Raw genomic sequence first — 17,231 nt, 5'->3', positions numbered from 1 at the left:
GGATTTGTAGAGAAAGCCAAAACACCTGTTATCCGTTACCTACTGTAGGAGCGAGCTTCTGTGGCGAGGGAGCTTGCTCCCTCGCCACAACCAACTACACCTGACCTTTAGAACGCCCAGTCCAGGCTCAAGCCGACGCCGTGCACCTTCTCTTTGCTGGCCAGCAGGCCGTTGTAGTCAAAGTTCACCCGCGCATCCTTGCTCAACGCCAGGCTGACCCGTGCCCCAACCAGTGCGGCATCCCGCACCATCGGCGCACTTTCGACCGCGAACGACGGGCCACCCGAGGCAAACGCCAGGTGTTGCTCGGAATCGGTGCTGCTCAGGTTGTGCTGCCAGCCCAGAGTGCCGGAGACTTCCAATTGCTGGTGGTCGTTGACGTTGAAGGTCTTCAAGGCGCGCACACCCAAGGTGCTCAACACCAGGTCGCGGCTGTCGTCGCCACTTTTCAGCGCAGCGGCATCGCCCTTCTCTTTGAAGCTGTCCGTGTCCAGGTGCACATAGGCCAGGTTGGCGAACGGCTCCAGGGCCAGCGGTTGCAGGTTGATGCGATACGCCGCTTCGGTGAACACCTGGGTGCTGTGCGCATCGACCTTGGCCTTTTGCTTGCCGGCGACATCGCCGTATTGCAGATCGCGCTTCACATCGGCGCGGTGCCAGCTGTAGGTCGCCCCACCGCTCAGGCGCCAGGCGCCGATTTCATGCCCGGCATAAGCACCGAAGTGGTAGCTGTCGACCGAGGCGCGGCTATGGGTGTCGCTGCCCATGTTCAGCGAGGTATCGCTGTAACCCGCGACCAGACCAATGCGCGTGGCGTCGTCGAGGGCACCGTCCACCCCGGCAAGCATCCCGCCGATGGAGGTGTTATAGCCAGCGGTGTCGCTGCGGCTGTCGGTCTTGCCCCAGGCGCCCAGGGCCTTGACCCATACGTTGCCACGGCTGTCGATGGCTTGGCTGGTTGCGCCCATCTCGCCATTGCGCAGGCGCTCGCCCACTGCTTCGCGTACATAACGGCTGTCATTGACCAATGCGGTTTGCAGTGCCGGATAGACTTCACCGCTCAGTTGCTGGAACGCGCCCTGGGCCGAAGCGGCCGTCGGTGCCAACAGCAAGCTTTCATACACGCCATTGCCCGCACCCAATTGCTCAACGGCTGCGGCCACGGCGCGTTGGTTCGGTGTAGCAGCAACACTGGCGAAGCTGTTGGTGCGTGTCACGTCTAACTGCACACCGTTGGCCGCGTAATTCAAGGTGCCGCCGACAAACAGATAGTTGGGCAGTACAGCACCAAAACTGCCGGTGACACCGCCCGCCGCTTGCAGGATGTTGTACTGACGGCCGATCAGGCTTTGGGCCTGGGTTGCACTCAACAGTGTCGGGCTGTTTTCCAGGGCCAGGGTTACGGTGCCGCCATTGAGCGTGGCGGTACCCCCGGCGACGATACGGTCGCTGCTGGTAGGCGATAATTCCACGGCGTAGGTCGAGCCCGGGTTGAAGGTGACATTACCTGCCACGTTCAGGGTGCCAATGGAATTGCCCGGCGCCACGGCGCCGCCGCTATTTGCCGTCAGCGAGCCGATACGCCCCGAGCCACCGATTACGCCGGTCTGGCTGACGATGACATCGGAGGTGACCGAACCGTTGACCGCCAGCAAGCCCTGATTGACCAGGGTCGGGCCGCTGTAGGTGTTGGCGCCGGCCAGCACCAGGGTGCCGATGCCCTGCTTGGTCAAGCCGCCATGGCCTGAAATGTTGTTGCTCCATACATCCAGCCCGCAGTGCACGTCGTTGCAAATGCGCTGGGTCGGTTTGCCCGCGTCCACCACCGCACCGACGCCCGGCAGGTCTGCGACGAACTGGCCGCTGCCATAGGCGCCCTCAATGCGGAACTCGGCAGGAATGTCCTCGGCGGTCACAAACATCCCCGGGCCGTTGACCGCCTTGCCCAGGTTGATCATGCCCCAGCCATACAGCGAGTCGATACCCGGCGCGCCGAGGTCAGTGGCCGTGGTCTTGAGCACCGTGGAGATCTGGTCGCCGCTCATGTACTCGAAGCGCTCCATCAGCACCGCTGCTGCACCCGCCACATGGGGGGCGGCCATGGAAGTGCCGTTTTTGTTGGCCCAGTCGGTGGTCAGGTTGTTCAGGTCGGTGCCGTTGATGATCGAGCTGTAGATCTTGGTACCGGGTGCCGACACGCAAAAACTCGCCGCATAGCCGCAACGTGAAGAGAAGGTGCTGATCACATACGGATCAGGGCTGGCGGTGTCCGGGTTCTGCTGCAATGCCACCACCGACAGCCAGTTCGGCGCAATCTCCGGCACAAAGTACGCCAGGCCGGAAATCGCGTCCGGGTTGTTGCGGTTGTAGTCGTTACCGGCGGCAAAGATGGTCAGCACACCACTGCGGGCCGCGTCGATGGCGCCTTGATAAGCACCACCTGCGATCGTGCCGAGGATCGGCCGGATCGTATTGAACTGCGCCTGGGCTTCATTCACGGTGAAATTGGGGAACGCCGGATCGCGGCCGCCCTTGGCGTACTGGTCACCGATGCCGATACCCCAGCTGTTATTGATGATGCGAGCGCCGCTGGCAACCAACCCATCCCAACCGGCCTTGTACACCGCGCCATCGTTGCCGAGGATAATCCCGTCTTCCGGGCCCGGGTCACCGTTTTCGGCGGTGAGGATTTGCGCATTGAACGCCACGCCATGCATCGGCCCGCCATCGCGGTTACCCGCAGCAATGCCGCCGACGTGGGTGCCGTGGTTACCCAGCTTGCCGTTGGAGTCCTTGGACGGCGTGCCGTCGTAACGGAATGCATCGCCGGCTTTCACCGGGATATACGGGTCGGTGTATTGGCGAATGCCCTCGGTGACAATCGTCACCACCTTGTCGGGGCTGGCGAATTCCGGATGCTGGGCGTACACCGGCTGGTCGAAGATCCCCAGCTTGACGCCCTTGCCGGTGTAGCCGGCGGCATACGCGGTGTCGGCATGCACGGCGCCCAAGCCCCAGTCGGCCTTGAACTCGTTGCTGCGCCAACTGGCGGCATCACCCAGCTTGCCGGTTTCCACATAGGGTGCAGCCTGAGCGGTTCCCAGGCTTGCCAGGCAACACAGCAACGCGCCGTATGGCACGCAGCTCAGCGCCTTGAGCGGGTAGCCCGGGCCGGTGTGGATGGCGGTAGTTAACCCTGACTTGCGTTTTTTCACGGTGACCTTCCTTAGTTTTCTTATTGCACGTGTGTAAATCACTTTCTCCAGAACACCGCCGATTCAATGTGGGCGCTGGCTTGCCTGCTCCCACATTTTTTGTTCGCGGTGTCTTCAGAACTGCCAGTTCAGGCTCAAACCCACACCCTGGGTTTTCGCGCGGCCACCCAACTGGCCGTTGTAATCCAGGTTGACCCGCGTCGCGGCATTCAGCGCCAGGCTGGCTTGCAGCCCCACCAAAGCAGCGTCACGCAGCAATGGCGCACTGCGCACGGCAAATGAAGGGCCGCCTGCGACAAACGCCAAGTGCTCTTCGGATTCCACGGCGGTGAGGCTGTGTTGCCAGCCCAACGAACCAGAGAGTTCCAGTTGCTGGTGGTCATTGAGGGCCAGGGTTTTCAATGCCCGTACGCCAAGGGTGCTGAGCACCGCATCGCGACGGTCACTACCGCGTTCCAGGGCGGCGGCATCGCCTTTTTCGTGGAACGACTCGCTGTTCAGGTGCACATAGGCCAGGTTGGCGAACGGTTCCAAGGCCACCGCTTGCAGGCGGATGCGGTACGCTGCTTCGGTGAAGACTTGCGCTGTGGTCGCATCCAGCTTGGTTTTTTGCTTGCCGCTGACATCACCCCATTGCAGGTCGCGCTTCACATCCCCGCGATGCCAGCTGTAGGCACCGCCGACACTCAAGCGCCAGTCGCCCAGCTCGCGCCCGGCATACGCACCGAAGTGATAGCTGTCGATGGACGCCGATGAGTGCGTGCCGCTGCCCATATTCAAGGAGCTGTCGCTGTAACCGGCGACCACACCCACGCGGGTCTGCTCATCCAGTGCGCCATCCACGCCCGCCAACAGGCCACCGATGGAGGTGGTCGAACCGGCCGTTTCGCTGCGGCTGTCACTCTTGCCCCAGGCACCGAGCGCCTTGAACCACAGGTTGCTTTCGCCGCTCACTGGTACGTGGCGCAGGCGCTCGCCCACGGCATTGCGCAGTTGCAGGCTGTCGTTGATCAGCATCGCGCCGACGGCGGGGTAGATTTCACCGGACAGTTGCTGCAAACCCTGCTGGGCGGTGGCGACTGACTGCGACTGCAACAGGCTTTCATACACCGGGTTGCTGGCGCCCAATTGCTCGGCAGCCGCCGCCACGTTGCGCTGGTTACGGGTGGCGGCGACGCTGGCAAAACTCGCGTCGTTGCGCCCCACGTTCAGTTGTACAGCGTTGGCGGCATAGTCGAGGGTGCCACCGAGGAACAGGTAGTTGGGTAGCACTTGGCCAAACTGGCCCTGGATGCCGCCCGCGGCCTCAAGGATCGAGTATTGCCGGCCAATCAGGCTTTGGACCTGACTTTGACTGAGTAACGTGGGGCTGTTTTCCAGCGCCAAGGTGACGGTGCCGCCGCCCAGGACCGCCTTGCCGCCCGCGACAATACGGTCGCTGCTGGTAGGCGTCAGTTCCACTGCATAGGTCGAGCCCGCGCCGAGGTTCACATCTCCCGCTACCTGCAAGGTGCCCACGGAATTGCCCGGTGCCACGCGGCCGCCGTTGTTTACCGACAACGCGGCGATACGCCCGGAACCGCCAAGGGTGCCGCTGTCATTCACGGTGACTGCCGAGGTCAGCGAACCGTTCACCGCCAACAGGCCGCCATTGACGACAGTGGCGCCCCGATAGGTGCTGTCACCGCTGAGGACCAGGCTGCCGGCGCCGGACTTGATCAGGCTGCCTTCATACACACGGTTCGCCGCTGCCTGGTCGCGGGCGTTGCCAATGGCGTAGTCGGTCTGGTCCTGCTGGCTGGCGGTGGCGCTCACGCCGTTCTGCCAGCCCTTGTCGATCAGGGTTTGCTGCCAGGCGCTGTGCTCGGCGCGGTCCTCGGCCTGGCGCGCAAGCAAGGCCTGGTCGGAGATACCGTTGCTCCACACATCACCCTGCCCGGCTGCCAGGTTCACATCCATGGCTCCCAGCAATTGCCCCGGGCCGTGCATCGCCCGGCCGAGGTCCGGCACGCCCCAACCGACGATTGCGTTGGGCGCCTGGGTGATCGAACCGTCAAGCTGCGTGGCAGTGGTCAGCAACACCTGCAACGCTTGCTCGTTGGTCATATAGGGGTAGCGCTCCATCACCAGCGCCAACGCCCCGGTGGCATGGGGTGCCGACATCGAGGTGCCGGATTTGACCCCATAACCACCGTCGGGAATGGTGCTGTTGATCAGCGCGCCGGGCGTGGAAATGCACCAGTATTTGGCGATACCGCACTTGTTGTATTTCTGGTTATTAGCCTTATCCAGCCCCGACACCGCCAGCCAGTGGCCTTCCAGTTCCGGCTGAAAATACGGCAAGGCCGAGCGCACGCTGGCATTGGCATAGCCGCTGTTGCCAGCGCTGAACACGTTGATCACCCCGGCCTTGGCCACATCCGCCGCAGCGTCCAGCCAGGTGCCACGGTTGTAGTGCTGGGCGTAGGCGGCGTGCAGGTCACCGAGGGTCTGGTAGCTGACATCCTTGGGCTGGCTGCCCCAACTGTTGTTGATGGCGCGCACGCCGGAATCCACCATCGCGGTGTATACCGTCTTGAAGTACTTGGGGTCTGGCGTCGGGCCGAACAGGAAGCTGTCGTTGGCGTTGGTGTTGCCCACATAGACTTGCGCGTTGTACGCCACGCCGTGCATGCCCACGCCGTCGCGGGCGGCGCCCATGGTGCCGGTGACATGAGTACCGTGGGAATCGTTGTTGGGGTTGAGCGCGCCCGTGGTGCTGAACGCGCTGCCGTCGACATAGGTGCCGGTGGCGGTCACCGCATGAAAGCGGTCTTTGGAGGCTTCGGGGTGATTGGCATCGAAGCCCGAGTCCAGCGCGCCGATTTTCACGCCTTGGCCACTGATCCCGGCGGCGTAGGCTTCATCGGCCTTCATACGGCCCAGGCCCCAATCGCTTTGGTATTCGGCCGAACGCCAACTGGCCGGGTTACCCGCTTGGCCGGTCTCGGTGTATTGCGCCTGTGCCGCAACGGACAACAACAGCAATGAACCTGCGGTGAAGGGTTTGAAACGCGGTGAATCAGTGATCATCTGCACACTCCTGATTATTGTTATTCCCCTTATAGGAGCGAACTCCTACAGGTTTTTATCCGGGCCGAAGGCCTCGTCTACCTTGGCCAGGTCGGTGTCGCGCAAGTTGCCCGCGTAGTAGTGCAATTTGGTCCAGGCCATCAGGTAGTCGTACCGCGCCTGGGCCAGGTCGCGGCGAGTGCTGTAGAGCTGCTGCTCGGCATTCAGCGCATCAAGGTTGACCCGCTCGCCACCAAGGATGCTCTGCTTGGTCGACACCACCAGCGCCTCGGCGGATACCAATGCTTTCTGGTAGGCACGCAGCTTGCTCACGCCCGACAGACATGCACTGAACTGGCGGCGCAGCTCGATCAGGGTTTCGCGGGTCTTGCCTTCCAGCTCGTACTCGGCCTGCTCCATTGCGCGGCTGGCCTGGCGGGTGGAGGCCGAAATGCCGCCACCGGCATACAGCGGCATGCTCACTTCGACGCCAATAGTGTTGGTGTCGTAGCGCTGGTTGTAGGTGTTGCCGCTGTCGGACTCCTGTTTGCGCGACGTGGCATACGCGGTGATTCGCGGCAAATGCCCGGCACGATTGCGTTCCACTTCATAGCGCGCCACTTCCAGCGACTGGCGCTGTGAAGCCAGCACCGGGTTGTTGGTGAGCGCCAGTTCATGCCAGGTGTCGTAGTTGGCCGGGGTCAGGGTGAACGCGGCAAAGCTCTGGTTCAGCGGCGCCAGGTCGTTGATGTTGACGCTTTGCACGCCGATCAACGCGCCCAGCTCCCTGAGTGACGCATCCTGCTCATCCAGGGCCTGGATCTCTTCGGCAGTGGCCAGCTCGTAGCGCGACTCGGCTTCAAGGATGTCCGTGCGCGTGCCCTCGCCGGCCTTGAACAAGTGCTCGTTCTGCTGGAATTGCTGCTCGAAGGCCTTTTTCTTTGCCCGGGCGATGTCGATCTGATCCTGGGCAAACAGCGCCTGGGTGTAATAGCTCAACACCCGCACCAGCAGCGCCTGGCTCTTGTCGCGAAAGCTTTCATCGGCAAACAGCGCCTGGGCCACGCCCTTGCGGTAGTTGGCATAGGCTTCGTAATCAAACAACGGTTGTTGCAGGCTGAAGGTGGAGCCGTAGCTGTTGTAGTTGCGGTCGTCCCTATAGCTGCCGCCGCGCCCGTCGGGCAGATGCGCCTCGGAGTTGTTGCGGCCCTTGTTGTAGTTGTAGGACAGCCTCGGCAGCAGCCCGGCGCGGCCGATGGTGCGGTTTTCCAGGCCGGCGTCGCGCTCCTTGATCGCGCCGAGGAACACCGGATCGTTGCGCAGCGCCTGCTCGTAAACATCGAACGGGCCCATGGCGGCCTGGGCACTGCCACACACCAGCAATAGCGAAATGAACACTGGCTTCATGCTCATTCCTCAGTCAACGCGGAGCCGGCGCGATCCAGCAGCGGCTTGAACAGGTAATTGAGCAATGACCGCTCGCCGGTACGCACGAACATCTCGGCAGGCATACCGGGCTTGATCACCAAACCGTGGAGTTTTTCCATCGCCGCGTCGCTGACGCTGGTGCGCAGCACGTAATACGGCGCGCCGGTTTTTTCATCGAGCATCTGGTCGGCGGAAATCAGGCTGACTTCGCCCGGCACCCGTGGCGTGCGGCTCTGGTTGAAGGCGGTGAAGAGGATATCGACGGGCAAGTGCGTGCCGACCTTGTCCACCAGATGCACCGGTAGATGCCCTTCCACTTCCAGGCGCGTGCCCTGGGGCACGATTTCCAACAGGGTTTCCCCGGCGCGCACCACGGCGCCTTCGGTGTGCACGCTGAGGTTGACGGCGATGCCATCGGCCGGCGCGTTGATTTCGCTGTGTTGCAGGTTGAACCCCGCAGAAGTGAGTTGCTGTTCCAGGGTCAGGCTGCGCAATTGCGCGTCGGCCAATTGGCTGCGCACCTCTTTTTGATATTCCTCGCTGTGTTGCTGCAATTTGAGCCGCGACTCGACAATGCCCTGCTCTATCCGGCCGCTTTCACCGGCGTTTTGCGCCAGGTCCTGCTGCACCTGAGACAACTGGCGCTGGTAGTCCATCAACCGGTTGCGCGGGATATAGCCGTTGTCGGCCAAGGGTTGCAGATTGCTCAGTTGCGCGCGCAGGGATTGGGCCTGGGCGGTCAAGTCACTGCGGGCACGGCGCATACCGCTCAACTGCGAGGTAGCGCCTTCGATGCTGGCGCGAATCCCGGCTTGTTCACGGGCGAAGGCGTCGCGGCGGCTGCTGAACAGCTGGCGCTGGCCTTCCAGCACCAACGCCAGGGCTGGATCAGGATTGGCGCTCAACTCGGTGGGAAAGGTAATGCTCGGCAGATTGTCGCGCTCGCTCTGCCAACGCGCCACACTGGCCCAGGCCATGCGGTACTGCGCTTGCAGGGATTGCACGTCGGCCTGGTTCTGGGTCTGGTCGAGACGAAACAGCGGCTGGCCCTGCTTGACCAGTTCGCCCTCCTTGACCAGGATGCGGCTGACCACACCGGGGCTGAAGGTTTGCACGGCCTTGCGCTTGCCCGACACCACCACGGTGCCTTGCACCGGGATGCCCTGATCCAACGGTGCCAGGCTGGCCCAAAGGAAAAAACCACCGGCACCGACGACCGTCATCAGCCAGCCCATACGCACGAAGAAGCGGGCATCGCGCTCTTTGAAACGAGGTTCTACCGTAATACTGCTCATGCGCCTGGGTTCCTTGCGGCCGGGTACTGACGACTGAAACTGACACCGGTTTTCTCTTTCGGCGCTTCCTGCTGTTGCCCGGACAACGCCCGCAGCACTTCCTGGCTGGGCCCGAACGCTTGCAGATGGCCTTCGCCGAGCACCAGCAATTTGTCGGCCTGGGCCAATGCCGAGGAGCGATGCGTCACCAGCACGACGCTGCTGCCTTGGGCTTTCATCTGCACGATGGCGCTGGCCAACGCCGCTTCGCCGACCGTATCGAGGTTGGAGTTGGGCTCATCCAGCACGATCAGGCGCGGCCCGCCGTACAGGGCGCGGGCCAGGGCTACGCGCTGTTTCTGGCCACCGGACAGGCCGCCGCCGTTGTCGCCCAGCACCGTGTCGTAGCCTTGGGGCAGGCGCAGGATCAGTTCATGCACACCGGCCTGTTGCGCGGCCTTGACCACCAGCTCCGGGTCGGCCTCGCGAAAGCGTGCGATGTTGTCGGCGATGCTGCCGCTGAACAGCTCGATGTCCTGGGGCAAATAGCCGATGTGCGGGCCGAGGTCGTCGCGGTCCCAACGGTGAATGTCCGCGCCGTCCAGCCGCACGGTGCCGGCCAGGGTCGGCCACACGCCCACCAGCACGCGGGCCAGGGTGGACTTGCCGGAGCCCGACGCGCCCAGCACGCCCAGCACTTCACCGGCCGCCAGGTTGAAACTGACTTGATGCAAGGTCGCCATGTGCCGCCCCGGTGGGCCAGCACTGACCTGTTCGAAACTGACCTGGCCCTTGGGCGCCGGCAAGGCCATTTGCTCGCCCTCTGGCGGGAATTCACGCAGCAGCCCATCAAGGCGCTGGTAAGCCAGCTTGGCCGAACTCCATTGCTTCCACACCGCGATCAGTTGGTCGATGGGGCTGAGTACGCGGCCCATCAGGATGGAGCCTGCGATCATCATCCCGGCGGTCATCTGGCCCTTGATCACCAGGTAGGCGCCCAGCCCCAATACCAAAGATTGCAGGCACAGGCGCAGGGATTTGCTCAGAGAGGTAATGACCGACCCGGTATCGCTGGCGGTGTTCTGGAAGCCCAGAAACTGCGAATGCACCCCGAACCAGCGTTTGCGCAATGCACCGAGCATACCCATCGCCTGGATCGTCTCGGCGTTGTGCAGGTGGCTGGTGGCCAATTGGGTTGACTGCTGGGAAAACACACCCGCCTCGCCCAATGGTTTTTTGGTCAGGTATTCATTCAGGCAAGCCAGGGCAATCAGCAATACCGCGCCAGCCGTGGCCAGCACGCCGAGCCACACGTTGAAGAGGAAAATCACGAATAGGTAGATCGGGAACCATGGCGCATCAAAGAACGCGAACAACGCAGGCCCGGTGATGAATTGACGCAGCGCGGTCAGGTCGCCCAGGGATTGCCCGGCATGACCCTGGCCGCGTTGCAGGTTGCGTTCGAATGCGGCCTTGTACACGCGCAGATTGAAACGCCGCTCCAACTGGCTGCCGATGCGAATCACGATAAAGCTGCGGATAACCTCAAGCAGGCCAATAAACGCAAAGAAGCCCACGACCATCAGCGTCAACATCACCAGGGTGGTTTCATTCTGGGAGGACAACACACGGTCATACACTTGCAACATGTAAATCGACGGCACCAGCATCAGCAGGTTAATCAATGCCGTGAAACAGCCAACGCTGATCAAAATACTCTTGTATTCACCCAGCGCCCTGAATAAGGGCGCAACCCCTTGGGACTTCGCCATATTGTTTTATCTTCCTGGAGCGCACTGCACGTAATAGTCGCCCTGCCGATGAAGCGCATGGCCAACTACTAAATCGAGTTATATGCTTATAACTTTTAACTAAGTTGTTCGTTTCAGCTCGACAACTTTCCCGGCTTTAGTGCGGGCCTGATATTCACCTTCTTTCTGGCGATTCAAATGCGTGATTCCAGAGCCTTCGGCGTTAAACAACCAAATGCCGTCCGGCGTTGGCGACCACGTTTGTGGCTTGTCGCCTAGCCATTGCTCCACACAAGCGATATCGCCTCCCAGGGCATTGGCCTGTTCCAATAAATCCAGTGCGCATACCTGGTCCTGCTGCTTCAATTGCCAATGCCCGGCCAACTGGGCGGAGGTCGGTAATACAAGACTGCTAGCCATTGCGTGGGCTCCTGCCAAAACGAACAACACCTGCGAAGCACAGGCGATCAAATGAGAAAAACGTGGCATATAAAGCTCCATCCTGGAGCGCGGCGCCGAGGCGCCGCGCCGTGCATCAGGCCACGATGTCGCTGACGGCTGCCTGGCCAACGGTGGTGACGAGGAAATCCGCCACGCCGTGCCCGGAGAAGTCCACGGCCAAGGTGCCCAGGTTAGTACCCGAGGCATAGCTCAGCACAGCATCGCCGGCATGGCCGGTGAACGCATTGACGAAGCTCAAGCCCGCCCCCTTGGTGATGCCCGACAGATCGATCTTGTCGGAACCGGAGGTGAAGTCAAAGATCTTGTCCGCAGCCCCTGGCTTGGAATCGGAACTGGCACCGTACACGAAGGTATCGCTGCCGGCACCGCCCCACAGTTGGTCCGCACCGCCGCCGCCGTAGATGAGGTCGTTGCCGGCCCCGCCCTTGATGGTGTTGGCGACTTGGTTACCAATGATCAGGTCGTTGCCCGAACCGCCGAATGCGTTCTCGATGGTGACGCCCTTGGCGATCGACACGTTGCCGACCAGGCCGCCAACATCGGAGAACGAGGTGGCAGTGAGGTTGATCTTCTGGTTTTGAGTGAAGCCAGAGAAGTCCAGGGTGTCGTTGCCGCCACCGTCCCACACCGAGAACACCAGCTTGTCGGCGTTGGATGTGGCGCTGAGGAAATCACGCCCGGTGTTGGAGTTGAACCCGTAGGTGGTGTCGCCGGCGCGGGTGTTGAGGTTGGCACCGTAGAGCTTCTGGATCGCGGCGATGTCGTCGATCAGCGGGCCGGAAGCGTAAGCCTCGACGCCACCTTTGCTGAAGTTCTGGTTGGTGTTGCTCTCGCTCCAGTAACTCATGAGGCTATAGCCACGCGTGTCCTGTCCATAGGTCGCGTCGTTATAGGTCGGGTTGCCGTTCCCGGCGTTGTAGTCGCCAGGGTGAGCCAGGCCCAGGGTGTGGCCGATTTCGTGGGTCAGGGTCTGCCGACCATAGTTGTTCAGGTCCGGAGTCTTGTTCGGCGTGTAGCTGTTGTTGGTCAGGTACCACGAGGTGCCATCGTAGCCCGCACCGGTGCCGGGCAGGTAAGCGAAGGCCGCGGCGCCGTCCTGGCCGCTGCTGTAGTTGCCGAAGGTCATGTGACCGTCACCGCCGGAAGCCTTTTCGGTAAAGGTCACGTTGGCGACATCCGACCAGGATTGCATGGCCAGTGCGGCCTGTGCTTTCTGCTGGGCGTTGAACTGGCTGAACCCTGAGATGCCATGTTTGTTCATGGTGCTCTGGGTAGCCGAGGTGAGGAAGGTGTAGGTCAGATCGATCTTGCCGTTGCCATCAAAGTCCCGATACGCGGCGCCATCCCGCAGCAGCTGGGTCGCTGCCTGGTCCACGGTGTAGGACGGTTTGCCATTGACTGTGAGGTTACCGCCACGGTCATACAAATGGCTGAAGCTATCGATTTGCGAGTAAGCAGTGCTGGCTTGCGCGGCAGATACAATAGCTTTGTCTTTTACTTTTGACATAAACGTACTTCCTTGTTTGCAAGTGCATCAGTCTTTGTTCGATAGGAACCTCGCGGGCGAGGATAGTCCTATCACTCACCTCTTTTGAAGGCGTAAGAAAACTGACACAACTTGAAATCTTTCGTCTACATCTATTTCCACAGCAAAAATGTGACACAGGTACAACTTGAGGAAGTCGCACGCAGTGTTTACTGGGAACGCTTGCTTTTACCCGCCGAATTCGAGCGCCGCATTATTTAAATATTAAATAGCAGTAAAGCCGCTCCAAGTTGAGCGGCGCACTTGAGTAATGGATCCAATATATTGTCACGGTGTCATTAGCGGCATTAAATAGCCACTACTTGCACTATTAAAGTGCAGTGTCCCCTATTGCCGGGGCACACTCCAGCCACACTTGTGCAATGCTGCCAAGAGGGTCTCGCCGGCCAGGCCAGGCACCTGGACACCCGCCTGTGTGGTCATGTCTTCCCCTGCCAGCATCGCGTTGATGATGGCTTCTTCCACTGCCTCCGCCGCCGCGCTGAACAGTGGAGAAATATGATCGTTATTGACCATATGCAACGCGGTACGCAGCGGCAGGTCCTTGCGCCCGTAGTCCGCCTGCGGCAAATCCTGATTACCGGTGGCAAAGGCCAGAAACAAGTCACCGCTGGAATCCTCGGTGCCGCCACCGGTGCGTGCGATACCGATGGACGCCCGCTGCGCCAGGCGTTGGCACTGATGGGGCAGCAACGGCGCGTCGGTGGCGATAATCACCACGATGGACCCCATGCCGGGCGTGCCCTGCTCGGCAAAGGGCGAAGTGATGTCCATCAAATGTCGGCCCACCGGGTAGCCATCGACCCGCAGCTCCTGGCGCTTGCCATGGTTGGCCTGCACCAATACGCCGACGGTCCAGCCGCCCTGCTCCGCCGACAAGCGCCGGGATGCGCTGCCGATGCCGCCCTTGAACTCATGGCAGATCATCCCGGTGCCGCCGCCCACGGCGCCTTCCTGCACCGGGCCGGTTTCGGCATGGTCGAGTGCCTGGCGCACATGCTCAGGTTGCACATGCTGGCCCCAGATATCGTTGAGCAGGCCGTCATAGGTTTCCATGACCACCGGCATGCACCAGTACACCGCGGGGTCTTGCAGGCGTTCGCGCTCCAGGGCGATCAAGGTGTCACGCACGATCCCGACGCTGTGGGTGTTGGTGATGGCCATCGGCGTGGTCAACAATCCGGCCTCGTTGATCCACTCAAGGCCGGTGGCATCACCATTGCCGTTCAGCACGTGATACCCGGCAAAACAGGGTTGATGCCGGGCCTCACCGGCGCGCGGCTGGACCACCGTCACGCCGGTACGCACCTGCTTGCCGTCGATACGCGTCTTGAGCGTGGTGTGACCGACGCGAACCCCGGGAACATCGGTGATGGCATTCAATTCGCCAGGCGTGCCCAGCCCCAGCGTGATACCCAATTGACGTGCGCGCATACCCACTCCTTACAATTTCTGAAAGACCGGACTCGACCGGCCACTGATGCAATACAAAATCACCGACAGCGCCAGCAAGCCGATAATGACCATGATGTCGCGCATCGACGCCTCAAGGATCAAGGTCACCAACAGATACCCCGCGCCGAGCACCGCCAGCACGGCCGGCAACGGCCACAATGGCATGCGATAGGGATGTTCGCGATCACGCAGCAGCACCCGGCTCATCAGCGCGCTCAGCGCCACCACCAGGTACACCAGCATGATCAGCAACACGCTGAACGACGTCAGATCCGCCAGGTTCGAGCTGAAACTCAACAGCGCCGAAGGAATCGCCAGGAACAACGTAGCCAGCCACGGCGAATCCCAGCGCGGATGAATCCGCGTGAACAGCTTGTTGATACTCGGCGTCCACAGTGCATCGCGTCCGCTGCTGAACACCACCCGGCCGATCTGGATGACAATGGCCACAATTGCGTTGAACACCGACAGGAAAATCCCGGCACTGACCAACCGCGACAGGGTTTCATTACCGTGACTGGTCAACAGATAGCCAATGGGGTCGGGGCTGCTGATCATCTCACTCAGGGACGGCGCGCCGATCAAGAGTGCGGTGATTGGCACAAGTTCGATCACCACCACCAACCCCAGGGACCACAGCACCGCCTTGTGTACCCCCTTGCCGCCGCATTTCATGTCTTCGGCCAGCAATACCGCCGGGCCGTAGCCATTGAATGAGAACAGGCCAATACCGACGGCACCGATCACCAGAGCCCAGGGCGCCAGGTGCAACACGCCGTTTACGACGATCTGCGGCTGGAACAATACGCTGGCCGGCTGCACCGGGTTGCCGAAGCCGATCACCACAATCACCAGCAACGCTGCCACTTCCAACAGCAGGCAGGTGCCGGTAATCCAGGCATTGAGCTTGATATTGAGAATGCCCAGGGCGTAGCTGCACACCACGATCACCAGGGCGACAGTTTGGGAGTCGAAGTTCGTACCCAAGGCATTATTCAGATAAGTCGCCGCACCAGTCGCCAATACCGGCGGAATAAACAGCAACATCACCAGCACCGTCAGGAACGTGGCGTAGCCGGCCATGCCACCAAACACGCGCTTGGCATACACATACTCGCCACCGGCACTGTTATGGGCGCGTCCGAGTTCGGCGTAACAGAAGGCGAACATCAACGCCAGCAGCCCGGCCATCACAAACGCCAGGAACACACCGCTGCCCGCTTGCTGAATGGCGAACGGGGCGATCACAAATACGGAACTGGCCGGCGTCACCGCAGAAACGGTGATAGCCACTACATCAAAGACGCTCAAGGTGGGCTTGAGCACGCCATCGGGCGTGGGGGTAGCGCTCATATCGTTATCCTCTGTCGTTGTTTTTGGTGTGAGGCAGAAACGAAAAATGATGTGTGTGTGTGCGGGATATGCTTCCCGTTGAATAGTGACGACGTTATCGGCTGGCGGGCCGGTAGGCCAATTCCCCTATTGGCGTACTCCCCTTGACGGTACCGGCTAAAAGCCGAACCCTTGGCCGATCTTTTGAGGGGAGCCAGTGATATGAGCCTGTTCCGGGAAATCGGCATGCACGCGGGATTGGGGCGCACCCTGTCACAAATCGGCACCGAACGGTTCTGGAAACAATTGGTGCTGTTATTGCACCAATGCCTGCCCTTCGATAACGCCTTGGCGATTTTCTACCCGCTGGACGGCCCGCCCCAGGCCCTTGAGGAGTACGACGCCCAGCCCAGCAGCAAACCGGCGTCGATGCTGGTGTACCTCAACGGTCTGTACCTGCTCGACCCGTTCTACCAGGCGTGCCGCGAGAACTATGCCAGCGGCGTGTACCGCCTGGAGGAAGTGGCGCCGGACCATTTTCGCCAGAGTGAGTACTTCCTCAACTACTTCCACGACAACGTGCTGGAAGACGAAGTGCAGTTGATCCTGCAATTGCCCGGCACGGGCACGCTTTCACTGTCCCTGGGTATGCAGCGACGCTTCAGCTTTGAGGAAACCGGGCTGTTGACCACACTGGCTGCTTGGGTGCTGCCATTGATGCAGCAGCACTGGCAGCAAAGCACTCAGCGAGCACCGGCAATAGACAGTCAGATTCGGGACGCGCTGAGTCATTTCGGCAGTGGTGTACTGTCGGACCGCGAGCTGGAAATCGCTCGCCTGGTGTTGCGGGGTTTTTCCTCCAAGGCCATGGCCGAACGCCTCAATATCTCGCCGGACACGGTCAAAGTGCACCGCAGGCACCTTTACGCCAAGCTCGATATCTCGTCACAGCCCGAGTTGTTTTCACTGTTTATCCAGTCGCTGGGGCATGACCTGGAGAACCCGTAGGCTTAATCCGAATGGAAGAAATTAATATGCTGCGGCAATAGATTTACACCATCAACGCGTACGGAAAAGTTCGGCCTTTCGGCATTGACTTTGATAGTCAATGTACTCACGCCGAACGCGTGGCTCAGTTGCACATCGCCCACCTCCACAGGCGGGCCTGGTTGAATGTTGATTGCTGATATAGCGTGGTCCTTTAACATCAGGGACACATCGATCTGATCTTCTTTCGGATTGAAATTCAGGATCGTGTCCGGATCATCGCTGAGAGAGTCGGTGCTTTTTTCATATTTGAATGTATTGGCACCCTGACGCCCCACCAGTTGGTCGCCGCCTGCCCCGCCGACCAGCACTGAAGGCTCGCCGCGCCTGGCCTCCAGGCGTTCGCGCTGGTCTGTGCCACGTAATTCGGACTGGGTCCATGTACCGCCGATGGGAAGGCTTTCTATGGAAGACATATAAGTCACCTGTTGATAATCAGTTATGTGAGAGTGTTACGTGTTGCGGCCGAAATCTCTCACAGTGACACCCCTCCTTTCCATTCGGAATAGTTGACAGAAAATGTCTTAATCATGACGCCATTATTTGTTTAACCAGTGGCCGGTTAATTATCTGAAAAGTGTCAATTAACGTCCGGTGCGATATAGGCCGACCCGTTGCACAACTTGATAGCAGCCAACAGTAACCACGATGCGAAGCGAGCCGCTCTTGA

General features: G+C 60.8%; 11 protein-coding genes. 1 reads left to right on the top strand and 10 read right to left on the bottom strand.

Annotated elements, in window-relative coordinates:
• Positions 1 to 107: 107 nt before the first annotated feature.
• The 9 genes from FW800_RS04055 to FW800_RS04015 form a co-directional block, all read right to left on the bottom strand.
• Positions 108 to 3,215 (bottom strand): autotransporter domain-containing protein, encoded by a 3,108-nt coding sequence (locus FW800_RS04055; RefSeq protein WP_446437017.1) that lies wholly within the window; start codon positions 3,213 to 3,215, stop codon positions 108 to 110.
• 114 nt (positions 3,216 to 3,329) lie between these two features.
• A complete protein-coding gene (eprS, locus tag FW800_RS04050) occupies positions 3,330 to 6,287 on the bottom strand; it encodes an autotransporter serine peptidase EprS (RefSeq protein ID WP_446437016.1) in 2,958 nt (985 codons plus the stop codon).
• A 45-nt stretch (positions 6,288 to 6,332) separates the two neighbouring features.
• Positions 6,333 to 7,673 (bottom strand): TolC family outer membrane protein, encoded by a 1,341-nt coding sequence (locus tag FW800_RS04045; RefSeq protein WP_005788450.1) that lies wholly within the window; start codon positions 7,671 to 7,673, stop codon positions 6,333 to 6,335.
• Between the two features lie 2 nt (positions 7,674 to 7,675).
• Positions 7,676 to 8,989, bottom strand: coding sequence for an HlyD family type I secretion periplasmic adaptor subunit (locus tag FW800_RS04040; protein WP_005788451.1), 1,314 nt, complete (start codon positions 8,987 to 8,989; stop codon positions 7,676 to 7,678).
• On the bottom strand, positions 8,986 to 10,740 hold the full coding sequence (locus FW800_RS04035; protein ID WP_446437015.1) for a type I secretion system permease/ATPase: 1,755 nt from the start codon (positions 10,738 to 10,740) through the stop codon (positions 8,986 to 8,988). The genes FW800_RS04040 and FW800_RS04035 overlap by 4 nt, the downstream gene beginning before the upstream one ends.
• A 99-nt stretch (positions 10,741 to 10,839) precedes the next feature.
• Positions 10,840 to 11,208: an AprI/Inh family metalloprotease inhibitor gene (locus tag FW800_RS04030; protein WP_446437014.1), complete on the bottom strand. Its 369-nt coding sequence runs from the start codon at positions 11,206 to 11,208 to the stop codon at positions 10,840 to 10,842.
• 46 nt (positions 11,209 to 11,254) lie between these two features.
• Positions 11,255 to 12,688 (bottom strand): serralysin family metalloprotease, encoded by a 1,434-nt coding sequence (locus FW800_RS04025; protein WP_005788454.1) that lies wholly within the window; start codon positions 12,686 to 12,688, stop codon positions 11,255 to 11,257.
• Positions 12,689 to 13,054: 366 nt separating this feature from the next.
• Positions 13,055 to 14,161, bottom strand: coding sequence for a DmpA family aminopeptidase (locus FW800_RS04020; protein WP_032875253.1), 1,107 nt, complete (start codon positions 14,159 to 14,161; stop codon positions 13,055 to 13,057).
• 9 nt (positions 14,162 to 14,170) lie between these two features.
• Complete coding sequence (locus FW800_RS04015) at positions 14,171 to 15,535, bottom strand: APC family permease (protein WP_446437013.1); 1,365 nt, start codon at positions 15,533 to 15,535, stop codon at positions 14,171 to 14,173.
• A 201-nt stretch (positions 15,536 to 15,736) separates the two neighbouring features.
• Between FW800_RS04015 and FW800_RS04010 the strand changes: the two genes are divergently transcribed.
• Positions 15,737 to 16,522 carry a helix-turn-helix transcriptional regulator gene (locus FW800_RS04010; protein ID WP_078821398.1) on the top strand — a complete coding sequence of 262 codons (786 nt, stop codon included), beginning with the start codon at positions 15,737 to 15,739 and terminating at the stop codon, positions 16,520 to 16,522.
• Positions 16,523 to 16,524: 2 nt separating this feature from the next.
• Here FW800_RS04010 and FW800_RS04005 read toward each other — a convergent pair whose 3' ends face one another.
• A complete protein-coding gene (locus tag FW800_RS04005) occupies positions 16,525 to 16,977 on the bottom strand; it encodes a M10 family metallopeptidase C-terminal domain-containing protein (RefSeq protein ID WP_446437012.1) in 453 nt (150 codons plus the stop codon).
• Between the last annotated feature and the right edge of the window lie 254 nt (positions 16,978 to 17,231).

The organism is Pseudomonas sp. 910_23, from assembly GCF_052850795.1.
This window is presented reverse-complemented; position numbering and strand designations above follow the sequence as displayed.

Bases quoted from the DNA above. Each gene is read 5' to 3' on its own strand.
- eprS (WP_446437016.1), bottom strand. From the start codon at position 6,287: ATGATCACTGATTCACCGCGTTTCAAACCCTTCACCGCAGGTTCATTG.
- FW800_RS04045 (WP_005788450.1), bottom strand. From the start codon at position 7,673: ATGAAGCCAGTGTTCATTTCGCTATTGCTGGTGTGTGGCAGTGCCCAG.
- FW800_RS04040 (WP_005788451.1), bottom strand. From the start codon at position 8,989: ATGAGCAGTATTACGGTAGAACCTCGTTTCAAAGAGCGCGATGCCCGC.
- FW800_RS04035 (WP_446437015.1), bottom strand. From the start codon at position 10,740: ATGGCGAAGTCCCAAGGGGTTGCGCCCTTATTCAGGGCGCTGGGTGAA.
- FW800_RS04030 (WP_446437014.1), bottom strand. From the start codon at position 11,208: ATGCCACGTTTTTCTCATTTGATCGCCTGTGCTTCGCAGGTGTTGTTC.
- FW800_RS04025 (WP_005788454.1), bottom strand. From the start codon at position 12,688: ATGTCAAAAGTAAAAGACAAAGCTATTGTATCTGCCGCGCAAGCCAGC.
- FW800_RS04020 (WP_032875253.1), bottom strand. From the start codon at position 14,161: ATGCGCGCACGTCAATTGGGTATCACGCTGGGGCTGGGCACGCCTGGC.
- FW800_RS04015 (WP_446437013.1), bottom strand. From the start codon at position 15,535: ATGAGCGCTACCCCCACGCCCGATGGCGTGCTCAAGCCCACCTTGAGC.
- FW800_RS04010 (WP_078821398.1), top strand. From the start codon at position 15,737: ATGAGCCTGTTCCGGGAAATCGGCATGCACGCGGGATTGGGGCGCACC.
- FW800_RS04005 (WP_446437012.1), bottom strand. From the start codon at position 16,977: ATGTCTTCCATAGAAAGCCTTCCCATCGGCGGTACATGGACCCAGTCC.